This is a genomic window from Pseudomonas sp. 5P_5.1_Bac1 (genome assembly GCF_025466015.1).
Taxonomy (GTDB): domain Bacteria; phylum Pseudomonadota; class Gammaproteobacteria; order Pseudomonadales; family Pseudomonadaceae; genus Aquipseudomonas.
Map to the genome: position 1 here is coordinate 382546 of NZ_JANLNX010000091.1, position 13431 is coordinate 395976.

12 protein-coding genes are annotated in these 13431 nt (G+C 62.8%); 9 read left to right on the forward strand and 3 right to left on the reverse strand.

Annotated elements, in window-relative coordinates; genetic code table 11:
• Nucleotides 1–116 precede the first annotated feature (116 nt).
• From rpsF to NTD82_RS20125, 8 genes are all read left to right on the forward strand, one after another.
• Nucleotides 117–542 carry a 30S ribosomal protein S6 gene (gene rpsF, locus NTD82_RS20090; protein WP_095155973.1) on the forward strand — a complete coding sequence of 142 codons (426 nt, stop codon included), beginning with the start codon at nt 117–119 and terminating at the stop codon, nt 540–542.
• A 28-nt stretch (nt 543–570) separates the two neighbouring features.
• A complete protein-coding gene (gene rpsR / locus NTD82_RS20095; RefSeq protein ID WP_003171373.1) occupies nt 571–801 on the forward strand; it encodes a 30S ribosomal protein S18 in 231 nt (76 codons plus the stop codon).
• A 36-nt stretch (nt 802–837) separates the two neighbouring features.
• On the forward strand, nt 838–1737 hold the full coding sequence (locus tag NTD82_RS20100; RefSeq protein WP_095155974.1) for a hypothetical protein: 900 nt from the start codon (nt 838–840) through the stop codon (nt 1735–1737).
• 21 nt (nt 1738–1758) lie between these two features.
• Nucleotides 1759–2205, forward strand: coding sequence for a 50S ribosomal protein L9 (gene rplI / locus NTD82_RS20105; protein ID WP_095155975.1), 447 nt, complete (start codon nt 1759–1761; stop codon nt 2203–2205).
• 110 nt (nt 2206–2315) lie between these two features.
• Complete coding sequence (gene dnaB / locus NTD82_RS20110) at nt 2316–3713, forward strand: replicative DNA helicase (protein WP_095155976.1); 1398 nt, start codon at nt 2316–2318, stop codon at nt 3711–3713.
• Between the two features lie 106 nt (nt 3714–3819).
• A complete protein-coding gene (locus NTD82_RS20115) occupies nt 3820–6117 on the forward strand; it encodes a YgiQ family radical SAM protein (protein ID WP_095155977.1) in 2298 nt (765 codons plus the stop codon).
• A gap of 222 nt (nt 6118–6339) precedes the next feature.
• Nucleotides 6340–8817, forward strand: a complete 2478-nt coding sequence (locus tag NTD82_RS20120; protein WP_262129923.1) for a circularly permuted type 2 ATP-grasp protein — start codon at nt 6340–6342, stop codon at nt 8815–8817.
• Nucleotides 8817–9731, forward strand: coding sequence for a transglutaminase family protein (locus NTD82_RS20125; RefSeq protein WP_262129924.1), 915 nt, complete (start codon nt 8817–8819; stop codon nt 9729–9731). The genes NTD82_RS20120 and NTD82_RS20125 overlap by 1 nt, the downstream gene beginning before the upstream one ends.
• Here the strand turns inward: NTD82_RS20125 and NTD82_RS20130 are convergent.
• Entirely contained in the window at nt 9716–10303 is a 588-nt protein-coding gene (locus NTD82_RS20130) for a TIGR00730 family Rossman fold protein (protein ID WP_262129925.1), read from the reverse strand. The genes NTD82_RS20125 and NTD82_RS20130 overlap by 16 nt on opposite strands.
• 348 nt (nt 10304–10651) lie before the next feature.
• Here NTD82_RS20130 and azu point away from each other — a divergent pair, with 348 nt between their 5' ends.
• Nucleotides 10652–11098 carry an azurin gene (gene azu / locus NTD82_RS20135; protein WP_095155981.1) on the forward strand — a complete coding sequence of 149 codons (447 nt, stop codon included), beginning with the start codon at nt 10652–10654 and terminating at the stop codon, nt 11096–11098.
• Between the two features lie 80 nt (nt 11099–11178).
• On the opposite strand, the gene nadE is transcribed toward azu, so the two are convergent.
• Both nadE and pncB read right to left on the reverse strand, forming a co-directional pair.
• Nucleotides 11179–12006 (reverse strand): ammonia-dependent NAD(+) synthetase, encoded by an 828-nt coding sequence (nadE, locus tag NTD82_RS20140; RefSeq protein ID WP_262129927.1) that lies wholly within the window; start codon nt 12004–12006, stop codon nt 11179–11181.
• Nucleotides 12007–12009: 3 nt separating this feature from the next.
• Nucleotides 12010–13215, reverse strand: a complete 1206-nt coding sequence (pncB, locus tag NTD82_RS20145) for a nicotinate phosphoribosyltransferase (protein ID WP_262129928.1) — start codon at nt 13213–13215, stop codon at nt 12010–12012.
• Nucleotides 13216–13431 lie beyond the last annotated feature (216 nt).

Here is a 13431-nt window from a genome sequence, read left to right on the forward strand (position 1 = left end):
CCCTTGCCGTGTTGGCAGGCGCGCATGTGCCTCTTTCCAAGGCAAGACATACAAGTGTCATTCACTCCTTGTCTGACCGCCATTTGTCGGCAGACTACAACCCGTAAGGAGCATTCATGCGTCATTACGAAATCATCTTTCTGGTCCACCCGGACCAGAGCGAGCAAGTCGGCGGCATGGTTGAGCGTTACACCAAGCTGATCGAAGAAGACGGCGGCAAGATCCACCGTCTGGAAGACTGGGGCCGTCGTCAACTGGCCTACGCAATCAACAATGTTCACAAGGCTCACTACGTGATGCTGAACGTTGAGTGCACCGGCAAGGCCCTGGCCGAGCTGGAAGACAACTTCCGCTACAACGATGCCGTGATCCGTAACCTGGTCATCCGTCGCGACGAAGCCGTTACCGGCCAGTCCGAGATGCTCAAGGCTGAAGAAAACCGCAGTGAGCGCCGTGAGCGTCGCGATCGTCCTGAGCATTCTGACAGCGCCGAAGGCGATGACAGCAATGACAGCGACAACAGCGATAACGCTGACGAGTAATCCACGGACCTTTTGAGGAGCCTATTACATGGCACGTTTCTTCCGTCGTCGTAAATTCTGCCGCTTCACTGCTGAAGAAGTGAAAGAGATCGATTACAAAGATCTCAACACCCTGAAAGCTTATGTATCTGAAACCGGCAAGATCGTTCCAAGCCGTATCACTGGTACCAAAGCTCGTTATCAGCGTCAGCTGGCTACCGCTATCAAGCGTGCCCGCTTCCTGGCCCTGCTGGCCTACACCGACAGCCACGGCCGCTGAGACCGGGTCGTCGACAAGTAGCAAAGGATAAATTGCATGCGTGCCCTGGCTGATTTCATCATGCGCGGTCGCGTGCAGGCCACTCTCGTAGTGGTCGGTTGTGCGGCATTGCCGCTGTTGTTCTGGTTGAGTGCCGCCGCCGGGAGCCTGATCTTCCTGCGGCGCGGTTTCAAGGACGCCTCCGGTGTCCTTGCCTGGGCATTGCTGCCGGCGTTGGCCTGGTGGTTTTTCGGTGAGCCGCGCACCTTGATGGTGTTGCTTGGCACGCTGGGTCTGGCTGCGCTGTTGCGCGCCGGGCAGTCCTGGAATCGGGTGCTGTTGTTCAGCATCGCCCTGGGCCTGGTGTATGGCGTCGCTCTGGGTTCGGTGTTCCGTGAACCGATCGAGTCGCTTGCGCAGGGGATCGCCAAGATCCTCCCGCAGATGCTCGAGGGGATCTACCAGCAGTTGAAGGTAGAAGAACGGGCCCGACTGGAGGGGCTGATCGCACCAGTGCTTACCGGCCTGATTGCGGCATTGTTGCAAGCTGTCAGTGTGCTGGCCCTGATGTTGGGTCGCTACTGGCAAGCAGCGTTGTATAACCCGGGAGGCTTCGGTCGCGAGTTTCGCGCCGTGAGACTGCCGCTGGCGGTGGCGTTGGGGCTGCTGGTGATCATTCTGGTGGGGCCGAATTTCGGTACCGAACTGGCGATGTTGACACCGCTTTGCACCATCCCGCTGCTCTTCGCCGGACTGGCCGTGATTCATGGCCTGGTGGCGCAGAAACGACTGGCGAAGTTCTGGCTGGTCGGGTTGTACGTGACACTGCTGCTGTTCATGCAGCTGATTTATCCGTTGCTCGTGGTCCTGGCCATTGTCGACAGCCTGATTGATTTTCGCGGACGCGGGGCGTCCCCAAGTGACGCCGACAACGGCTCCGCGAACGGTGAAGGTTAAAAGTTAAGAGGTTATTACCAAATGGAACTGATCCTGCTGGAAAAAGTCGCCAACCTGGGCAACCTGGGCGACAAAGTTAAAGTTAAGTCGGGTTACGGCCGTAACTTCCTGCTGCCATTCGGCAAGGCTGTCGCCGCTACCGCTACCAACCTGGCCGCGTTCGAAGAACGTCGCGCCGAGCTGGAAAAAGCTGCTGCTGACAAGAAAGCTTCGGCTGAAACCCGCGCTGCCCAACTGGCCGAGCTGGAAGTGACCATCACTGCCACCGCTGGCGACGAAGGCAAGCTGTTCGGTTCGATCGGCACCCACGACATCGCTGACGCCCTGACCGCCTCCGGCGTTGAAGTGGCCAAAGCTGAAGTTCGTCTGCCAAACGGCACCATCCGTAACGTCGGCGAATACGACGTTGCCGTGCACCTGCACAGCGACGTTGAAGCCACCGTTCGCGTGGTCGTCGTCGCAGCCTAAGCTGTATCGACCTGCTGGCTCCCTCGGGGTCAGCCGGTTAACATCGGGCACGATCCTGCATTGCAGGTCGTGCCCTTTGTCTTTTTCAACACCCAGATTTCCAGGTGGCCATGAACGAGATAACCGCCCCAGAGCAATATGATCTGCAAACCTCCGCCCTGAAGGTTCCGCCGCATTCCATCGAGGCCGAACAGGCCGTGCTCGGTGGCTTGATGCTGGACAACAACTCCTGGGAGCGAGTGCTCGATCAAGTCTCCGATGGCGACTTCTACCGCCATGACCACCGCCTGATCTTCCGGGCGATCCACAAGCTGGTCGACCAGAACGTCCCCTTCGACGTCGTGACGCTGCACGAGCAGCTCGACAAAGAGGGCCTCAGCTCGCAAATCGGCGGCCTGGGCTATCTCGGCGAGCTAGCGAAGAACACCCCGTCGGTGGCCAACATCAAGGCCTACGCGCAGATCATTCGCGAGCGCTCGACGCTGCGCCAACTGATCAGCATCAGCAACGACATCGCCGACAGCGCCTTCAACCCGCAAGGGCGCAACGCCGCAGAAATCCTCGATGAAGCCGAGCGGCAGATCTTCCAGATCGCCGAGGCGCGGCCCAAGACCGGTGGCCCGGTGGGAGTCAACGACCTGTTGACCAAGGCCATCGACCGCATCGATACGCTGTTCAACTCCGACAGCGACATCACCGGCCTGTCCACCGGCTACACCGACCTGGACGAGAAGACCAGCGGCCTGCAGCCGGCTGACCTGATCATCGTCGCCGGTCGTCCATCGATGGGTAAGACTACCTTCGCCATGAACCTGGTGGAAAACGCCGTGTTGCGCAGCGACAAAGCGGTGCTGGTGTACTCCTTGGAGATGCCAGGCGAATCGCTGATCATGCGTATGCTTTCGTCCCTCGGCCGCATCGACCAGACCAAGGTGCGCTCCGGCCAACTGGACGACGACGACTGGCCGCGGCTGACCTCGGCGGTCAACCTGCTCAACGACCGCAAGCTGTTCATCGACGACACCGCCGGCATCAGTCCGTCGGAGATGCGCGCGCGAACCCGGCGTCTGGTCCGTGAGCACGGCGAGGTCGGCATGATCATGATCGACTACCTGCAGTTGATGCAGATCCCGGGTTCCAGCGGCGACAACCGGACCAACGAGATTTCCGAAATCTCCCGCTCGCTCAAGGCCCTGGCCAAGGAATTCAACTGCCCGGTCATTGCCCTGTCGCAGCTCAACCGCTCCCTGGAGCAACGCCCGAACAAACGCCCGGTGAACTCCGACTTGCGGGAATCCGGAGCGATCGAGCAGGACGCCGACGTGATCATGTTCGTCTACCGGGACGAGGTCTATCACCCGGAAACCGAGCACAAGGGCATTGCCGAGATCATCATCGGCAAGCAGCGGAACGGCCCGATCGGCTTTATCCGCCTCGCGTTCATTGGTAAGTACACCCGCTTCGAGAACCTTGCGCCAGGCAGCTACAACTTCGACGACGACGAATAAAATCGTCCCCTGATCAATTCCGACCTGCAGCGTCGGAATTGGTCAATTTTTGTGCTATATTCCGCGCCCGCGATTTTTCCTGCATCCAAAAAAACCGGTCACTGACATGCAAGCAGCCAAACCACTCTTCGACTATCCCAAGTACTGGGCCGAATGCTTCGGACCAGCGCCATTCCTGCCAATGAGCAGGGAGGAGATGGATCAGCTCGGCTGGGACTCCTGCGACATCATCATCGTGACCGGCGATGCCTACGTCGACCATCCGTCGTTCGGCATGGCGATCATCGGCCGGCTGCTGGAGGCCCAGGGCTTCCGCGTCGGGATCATCGCCCAGCCGAACTGGCAGTCGAAAGACGACTTCATGAAGCTCGGCGAGCCGAACCTGTTCTTCGGCGTCGCCGCCGGCAACATGGACTCGATGATCAACCGCTACACCGCCGACAAGAAAATTCGTTCGGACGACGCCTACACCCCGGGCGGCATGGCCGGCAAGCGTCCTGACCGCGCCAGCCTGGTTTACAGCCAGCGCTGCAAGGAAGCCTACAAGAACGTGCCGATCGTTCTGGGTGGCATCGAGGCGTCGCTGCGCCGCATCGCTCACTACGACTACTGGCAGGACAAGGTTCGTCATTCGATCCTGATCGACGCCAGCGCCGACATCCTGCTCTACGGCAACGCCGAGCGCGCGATCGTCGAAGTGGCCCAGCGCCTGTCGTTTGGCGAGTCGATCGAGACCATCACTGACGTGCGCGGCACCGCGTTCATTCGTCGTGACACGCCGAAAGGCTGGTACGAGTTCGACTCGACCCGCATTGACCGTCCGGGCAAGGTCGACAAGATCATCAACCCGTACGTCAACACCCAGGACACCCAGGCCTGCGCCATCGAGCAGGAGAAGGGCGAGGTCGAAGACCCGAACGAAGCGAAGGTGGTCCAGTTGCTGGACAGCCCGCGGATGACCCGGGACAAGACCGTGATCCGTCTGCCGTCCTTCGAAAAAGTGCGCAACGACGCCGTCCTTTATGCCCACGCCAACCGCGTGTTGCACCTGGAAACCAACCCCGGCAACGCCCGGGCGATGGTGCAGAAGCATGGTGAAGTGGACGTCTGGTTCAACCCGCCGCCCATTCCGATGACCACCGAAGAAATGGACTACGTCTTCGGCATGCCTTACGCGCGGGTCCCGCACCCGGCCTACGGCAAGGAGCGCATTCCCGCGTACGAAATGATCCGTTTCTCGGTGAACATCATGCGTGGCTGCTTCGGCGGCTGTACCTTCTGCTCGATCACCGAGCACGAAGGCCGGATCATCCAGAACCGCTCCCACGAATCGATCATCCGCGAGATCGAAGAGATTCGTGACAAGGTACCCGGCTTTACCGGCGTCATCTCCGACCTCGGCGGGCCGACCGCGAACATGTATCGCATCGCCTGCAAGAGCACCGAGATCGAAACCCACTGCCGCAAGCCGTCCTGCGTGTTCCCGGGTATCTGCCCGAACCTGAACACCGACCACTCGGCGCTGATCAAGCTTTACCGCAGTGCTCGTGCCTTGCCGGGCGTGAAGAAGATCCTGATCGCCTCGGGCCTGCGCTACGACCTGGCGGTGGAATCTCCGGAGTACGTGCGCGAGCTGGTGACGCACCACGTCGGCGGCTACCTGAAGATCGCCCCGGAGCACACCGAGGAAGGCCCGCTGAACCAGATGATGAAGCCTGGTATCGGCAGCTACGACCGCTTCAAGCGCATGTTCGAGAAGTTCTCGAAAGAGGCGGGCAAGGAGCAGTACCTGATCCCGTACTTCATCGCCGCGCACCCGGGCACCACCGACGAAGACATGATGAACCTGGCCCTGTGGCTCAAGGGCAATGGCTTCCGCGCTGACCAGGTGCAGGCGTTCTACCCGTCGCCGATGGCCTCGGCCACCGCCATGTACCACTCGGGCAAGAACCCGCTGCGCAAGGTCACGTACAAGAGCGAAGGCGTGACCATCGTCAAGAGCGATGAACAGCGCCGCCTGCACAAGGCGTTCCTGCGCTATCACGATCCGAAGGGCTGGCCGATGCTGCGCGAGGCGCTGGAGCGCATGGGCCGCGCCGATCTGATCGGCTCGGGCAAGAATCAGTTGATCCCGGCCCACCAGCCGGCGACCGACAGCTACCAGAGCGCCCGACGCAAGAACTCCACCCCGGCGGGCAGCCACAAGGTGGGCAAGGAACAGAAGATCCTGACCCAGCACACCGGCCTGCCACCGCGTGCCAGCGACGGCGGCAAACCGTGGGACAAGCGCGAGGAAGCCAAAGCTGCCGCCTTCGCCCGCAACCAGGAAGCCGCCAAGGCGCGCAAAGACGCCGCCAAAGGCAAAGGCCCGCGCAAGCCTCGCCAGCCGGCTGTGCCGCGCTGATGTCCATGGTGGGGCCTGTCGATGACATGCCCCGCCATGAGGCGTTGCAAGGCACTGGTTCAGTGCATTGTCTTTCATAAGGCCGGCGCCTGGTGCGCCGGCCTTTGTTCATGTTCAATGAATGCTCGGCGCAAGCCCCGGTGGCATAACTCTTGCCGCGTTTCTGTGCAAAAACACTTGGCGCACGACGCCGAGACACCCTGCCCGTAAATGAGCACTGCCATGGCTGACCTGCCGGATCGTTCTTCGCCGAGCGCCGCGACCTATCACGAGATGCTTGCCGCCGATGGCGCGGTGCGTCCGCACTGGCAGGCGCTGTACGCCCATGTGCAGCGCAGCAGCCCGGCGCAACTGGCCCAGCGCCAGGCGCTGCTGAACCGGCAACTGCGGGAAAACGGTGTCACCTACAACATCTACGCTGACCCCGACGGCGCCGACCGGCCGTGGGAGCTGGACCTGTTGCCGCAGGTCATTCCCGCCGCCGAGTGGCAGGCGATTGGCCAGGGCGTGGCGCAGCGTGCTCGCCTGCTCAACGCGGTGCTGGCGGATATCTATGGCCCGCAACAGCTGATTGGCGAAGGCCTGCTGCCCGCCGAGCTGGTGCATGGGCACAATAATTTTCTCTGGCCGTGCCAGGGCATTTCGGTGCCGGAGCAGACCTTCCTGCATGTCTATGCCGCGGATCTGGCGCGTGGCCCCGATGGCCGTTGGTGGGTCACGGCGGATCGCACTCAAGCGCCGTCCGGTGCCGGCTATGCGCTGGAAAATCGCACTGTGGTGTCGCGTGCCTTTCCCGAGCTGTACCGCGACCTTCATGTGCAGCACCTGGCCGGCTTTTTCCGCACGCTGCAGCAGAGCCTGGCGCGACTGGCGCCCAGCGAGCGGGAAACGCCGCTGGTGGTGCTGCTGACGCCGGGGCGCTTCAACGAAAGCTATTTCGAACACCTTTACCTGGCCCGCCAGCTTGGCTATCCGCTGGTGGAAGGCAGCGACCTGACCGTGCGCGACGGTACGGTCTTCCTCAAGACGCTGAGCGGCCTGCGGCGGGTCCACGCGATCATGCGCCGGCTCGATGACGACTTCTGCGACCCACTGGAACTGCGCACCGACTCGGCCCTGGGTGTGCCGGGCCTGCTGGACGCGGTACGCCAGGGGCGGGTGCTGGTGGCGAATGCCTTGGGCAGCGGGGTGCTGGAGTCGCCCGGTTTGCTTGGCTTCCTGCCGGCCATCAGTCAGCGCCTGTTCGGCGAAGAACTGAGCCTGCCGTCCATCGCCACCTGGTGGTGCGGCGAGCCGGCGGCGCTGGAGCAGGCGGTGGAAAAATTGCCAGAACTGCTGTTCAAGCCGGCGTTTCCTTCGCAGAGCTTCCAGCCGCTGCTGGGGCGGGATCTGGATGACGCCGAGCGTCAGGCCCTGGTCGGGCGCCTGCGGGCGCGCCCTTACGCTTACGTCGCCCAGGAACTGGCGCAACTTTCCCAGGCGCCGGTATGGCAGGCCGATCACTTGCAGGCGCGCCCGGTGGGCATGCGCGTCTATGCCGTGGCCAGTGCCGATGGCTACCGGGTGCTGCCGGGCGGATTGACCCGGGTGGCGGCGCAGGCGGATGCCGAGGTGGTCTCGATGCAGCGCGGCGGGGCGAGCAAGGACACCTGGGTGCTCGGCGAGGTCGCCGCTCAAGGCGAGCAATGGCAGGCCAGTCGCAGCCTCGGCGTGGCCGACCTGATCCGCCAGGACCCGTATCTGCCCTCGCGGGTGGTGGAGAACCTGTTCTGGTTCGGCCGCTACTGCGAACGTTGCGATGCCAGCGCGCGGCTGCTGCGAATTCTCCTGAGCGGTTATCTTGACGGCGACTCGCCGCAAGCGCTGGATGCCGCCGTGACCCTGGCCGAGGAGCTTTCGCTGTTGCCCGCCGAGGGCACGCTGGACGCGCGTTTGCGCACGGCATTGCTCGATCCGGCGTGGGGTTTCAGCCTGCGGGCCAACCTTCAGCGTCTGCAATGGGCGGCAGGGCAGGTGCGCGGCAAGCTTTCGCGGGAGAACTGGCAGGCGCTGGTGGAGCTGCAACGGGAAGCCCAAAGCCTCGATGATCTGTCAGCGGATTTCGCCGAGCTGCTGGACTTCCTCAACCGCCTGATTCTCGCGCTGGCGGCGCTGTCCGGTTTCGCCCTGGATGACATGACCCGCGACGAAGGCTGGCGCTTCCTGATGACGGGGCGGCGCATCGAGCGCGTCTACGCCTTGAGCAGCAGCCTGGCGAGTTTCCTGCGCGGGCCGGGAGACGCCGATCAGGTGGGGCTGGAGTGGCTGCTGGAACTGGCCAACAGCAGCATCACTTATCGCTCGCGTTACCTGGCGGTGGCGCAGCGGGTGCCGGTGCTGGACCTGCTCCTGCTGGATGAGCAAAACCCCCACGCGGTGTTGTTCCAGCTCAAGGCGCTGCTGCGCTCGTTGGGGCGTCTGCAAGAATCCTTTGGCAGCCCGCCGGAGGTGGATCTGGCGCAGCTTGCTGTCCGCCTGCAGCGTTTCGACCTGCACAGCCTGGAAAACCCGTTGTTCGGCGAAACCAGCGTGCGCGCGGTGCTCGACGGTCTGGCGGCGCTGCTCACGGAAATCGCCGAGGCCAGCGAGGCGGTATCGGACCGCCTGGCCCTGCGTCACTTCGCCCATATCGATATCAGCCAGCAGACGGTGTCCGCCTGATGAGCGTTCGTTACCAGATTCTTCACGACACCCATTACCGCTACGCCAGCCCGGTGTCGCTGGCCCAGCAACTGGTGCACCTGTGGCCGCGGGATTGCCCGTGGCAGCGCTGCGAAGCGCGGCAACTGGACGTGACGCCCACGCCGACGCGACGGCGTGATGCGCTGGATGTGTTCGGCAACCCGCTGACCCGGCTGGCCCTGGAATACCAGCACGATGAGCTGCGGGTCAGCACCCGGGTGCGTGTCGAGGTGCTGCCCCGGCCTGCGCCCTGCCTGACGGATTCACCGCCTTGGGAACTTGCGCGCAACGCCCTTGGCTATTCGCGACAGGCGCTGTCGGCGGAGGTCCTGGATGCCTGCCGTTACCGTTTCGAGTCGCCGTATGTCCGCCTGAAAAAGCGTTTCGTGGAGTTCTCCGAGCCGTGCTTCGGTGCCGGCGTGCCGCTGCTGGTGGCGGTGCGGGCGCTGATGGAAAAGATCTTTCGCGAATTCACCTTCGATGCCGGTGCGACCCAGGTCGCTACACCCTTGGTGGAGGTGCTGGCGCGACGTCGCGGCGTCTGCCAGGACTTCGCCCACCTGATGCTCGCCTGCCTGCGCTCTCGCGGCCTGGCGGCGCGTTATGTCAGCGGTTACCTGTTGACCCGGCCGCCGCCCGGGCAAGCCCGGCTGATCGGCGCCGATGCCTCGCATGCCTGGGTCTCGGTGTTCTCCCCGCGGCAGGGTTGGGTGGATTTCGATCCCACCAACAACCTGCTGCCGGCGCTGGAACACATCACCCTCGGTTGGGGCCGGGACTTTTCCGATGTGTCACCGCTGCGCGGGGTGATTCTCGGCGGTGGCAGCCACGACCCGGACGTGCGGGTGACGGTGCTGCCACTCGATGATGAGCCGGCTCAAGCGGGCGGCTGATCGACCCACTTCGGCGCGACCACCGGCTTCCAGGCGTCCAGTGCGTCGAGCAGGGCGTCGGGCTCGGGATTGAGCTGCAGCATCGAGCGGTGTTGCGGGCGGACGAAACCTTCCTCGACCACATGATCGAGGAAGCCGCTGAGTTTCTCGTAGAAGCCGTTGACCTCCAGCAGCCCCAGTGGCTTGCCGTGGTAGCCGAGCTGGCCCCAGGTCCAGACTTCGAACAGTTCTTCCAGGGTGCCGAGGCCACCGGGCAGGGCGATGAAGGCATCGCTCAGTTCGGCCATGCGCGCCTTGCGGGCGTGCATGCCGTCTACGACTTCAAGGCGGGTGAGGCCGGGGTGGGCGATTTCGGCGCGTTGCAGGCTGACCGGGATGATGCCGATCACCTCACCGCCGGCCGCCATGGCCGCGTCGGCGACGATGCCCATCAGGCCCACGGCGCCACCGCCGTAGACCAGGGTCAGACCGCGACGGGCGATGGCCTCGCCGAGCGCCACCGCGGCTTCGCGGTAGGCCGGATTGGCGCCGGTGCTGGCGCCGCAGAATACACAGACGGAACGTAGAGACATGGTTTTCTCCGGGTCGAAAATCGCCACAGAGTAAGGGCCATGGGCAGGTCTTCCAAGCGTTGTGTTATTCCGGGCGGGAGAACTCGTACACGTTGCCGGCGTTGGCGCAGGCGTAGGCGGCGAGCATGCTTTGCATGAAAGTGCTGATGGACATGTAGGACTACTCCTAATTGAGAGGTTGTCGCATCGTCCGTCATACGGGCATGATGGGCACGTTGATTGTCTTGATGGACACCATAGAAGAATTTCACCGCCCGGATATGGTCCCACGTTTGACCCATATCAGCAGCGCAGAGCGCTGGATAGGGCAGTCTGATTTCGATAAAAAACCTGCCATGGAGATTCACAATGTTTGCCAAGTTCGTTGCCGTGTCCCTGCTGACCGTTGCCAGTGCCCAGGTAATGGCCGCTGATTGCAAGGTCACCGTCGACTCCACCGACCAGATGTCCTTCAACACCAAGGAAATCGCCATCGACAAGAGCTGCAAGCAGTTCACCGTCGAACTGACCCACTCCGGCAACCTGCCGAAGAACGTCATGGGCCACAACCTAGTGATCAGCAAAGCCGCTGACATGCAGCCAATCGCTACCGACGGCCTGAGCGCCGGTATCGACAAGGATTACCTGAAAGAGGGTGATACCCGCGTGATCGCGCACACTAAAGTGATCGGCGCTGGTGAGAAAGACGCCGTCACCTTCGACGTTTCGAAGCTGGCCGCTGGCGAAAGCTACGGCTTCTTCTGCTCCTTCCCGGGCCACATCTCGATGATGAAAGGCACCATCGTTCTGAAGTAAAAGTCCCTTTCGCGAGCAAGCTCGCTCCTACGGGTTCGGCACATGCCGGGCTGTGTAGGAGCGAGCTTGCTCGCGATGCCTCAAGGCGCGAACGGCATTTCCCGCTTGTGATGCGTCTTTTCATACGTCCGCTTGATGATCCCGAACGCTTCCTCGCTCACCGGCTCGCCGTGCAGGAAGGCGTCGATCTGCGCGTAAGTCACGCCATGTGACGCTTCGTCCGGCTTGCCCGGTGCAAGGTCTTCCAGGTCGGCGGTCGGCACTTTCTCTACCAGTGACTCCGGCGCGCCAAAGCTGCGTGCGATCGAACGCACCTGGTTTTTCACCAGCCCGCTCAGCGGTGCCAGGTCGCAGGCACCATCACCGAACTTGGTGAAGAACCCCATCACTGCTTCCGCCGCATGGTCAGTGCCGATCACCAGGCCCGCGCGGGCACCGGCGATGGTGTACTGGGCCACCATGCGCATGCGCGCCTTGGTGTTGCCGACCACGAAATCCACCAGGCTCGGCTGGCCGCCTTCCAGCGCCTTGACCTCGGTGGCGAGGGCGCGCACCGCCGGGGCGATGTTCACCGTGTGCAGTTCGTCCGGCTGGATGAAGTCGATGCAGGCCTGGGCATCGTGTTCGTCGTGTTGCACGTGGTACGGCAGGCGCACGGCGATGAAACGGTAGTGCTCGTCACCGCTCTGCTGGCGCAGGTCGTTGATCGCGCGCTGGGCCAGCAGCGCCGCGGTCAGCGAATCGACGCCGCCGCTGATGCCCAGCACCAGGGTCTTGAGCCCGGCGTTTTTCAGGCACTGCTGGATGAAGGCGACGCGCCGGGCCACTTCGGCCTCGAGCGCGGCCTGGTCGGCGAACGGCGGCTGGACCTTGAGCTGCTGCGCGATCTCTCGCTGGACGGCTTGCATGGGTTACTCCTCGCTGGGAACTTTGAAAACGTGACGCAGGTAGGAAACGAAGTTGGGGTCGCGACACTGGGTCTTGGCGGCCTCATCGGAAATCTTGGCCACGGGCTGGTCATTACAGTCGGTCATTTTAAGCACGATGCTCATCGGCGCCACTCCGGGGATGTCGCAGGTGAGGTTGGTGCCGATGCCGAAGCTGACATTGATCCGCCCGCGCAGGGCCCGGAAGATTTCCAGCGAACGGGTCAGGTTCAAGCCGTCGGAAAACACCAGGGTCTTGGTCATCGGGTCGATGCCGAGCTTGCGGTAGTGCTCGATGGCTTTTTCCGCCCAGGCCACCGGTTCGCCCGAGTCATGCCGCAGGCCATCGAAAAGCTTGGCGAAGTACAGGTCGAAGTCCTGCAGGAAGGCATCCATGGTGATGCAGTCGGTCAGGGCGATGCCTAGCAGGCCGCGGTACTCGCGCACCCAGCAGTCGAGGGCGGCAATCTGGCTGTCGATCAGCCGCGGGCCGAGTTGCTGGTGGGCCATGATCCATTCGTGGGCCATGGTGCCCAGTGGCTTGATATCCAGTTTCCATGCCAGGTGCACGTTACTGGTGCCGACGAAGCGCGCGGGGAAGTCGGCCTTGAGCACCTTCACTACTTCTTCCTGAACGCCGTAGGAGAAGCGCCGGCGGGTGCCGAAATCGGCGACTTGCAACTCGGACAGTTCCTCGGCGCTGGCGTTGGCGCGCAGCCAGTCGAACTTGCGGTGCAGTTGTTCGCGGGCCTGTTCCAGGCGCACCTGTGGATAACGGTTGCGGTTGCGCACCTCGCTGATGATCGCCAGCAGCGGGACTTCGAAGAGGATCACGTGCAGCCACGGGCCGCGCAGGCGGAGGAAAAGCTGGTCGTTCTCGATGCCCAGTTTGAGGTAGCGCAGGTTGAAGCGGAACAGGCCGAGGAAGCGCAGGAAGTCCGGCTTCATGAAGCTGATCTGCTCAAGGAAGGCCAGTTGCTCGGTGCTGATGCACATCTCGCTCAGGCGCTCGATCTGTTCACCGATCTGCCCCAGCCAGGGGCGCAGGTCCTCACCATTGCGGCAGCGGAACTCCCACTCGACGTCGACGTTGGGGTAGTTGTGCAGCACCGCCTGCATCATCGTCAGCTTGTAGAAATCGGTGTCCAGCAGGCTCTGCACGATGCGATCGGCGAAGGCGCTTTCGCTCATATAAGGCTCCAGTCCAGGCGTGTGCCATCAGAGCTGCTCATTGTGCCAGTCTTTGCCGTTGGGCGAAGCCGGCGTCTGCCGGGTCATTCGGTAGCAGCCTACCTTTAGCGGCGATTTCTCCAACCCAGACTAGCCTCTTATGGTGCTTGCTGTAGCAGTCGCGCACCACGGATGTGCACTTCCGTTACGCATGCTGTTACAGGACGGTTGCACGTA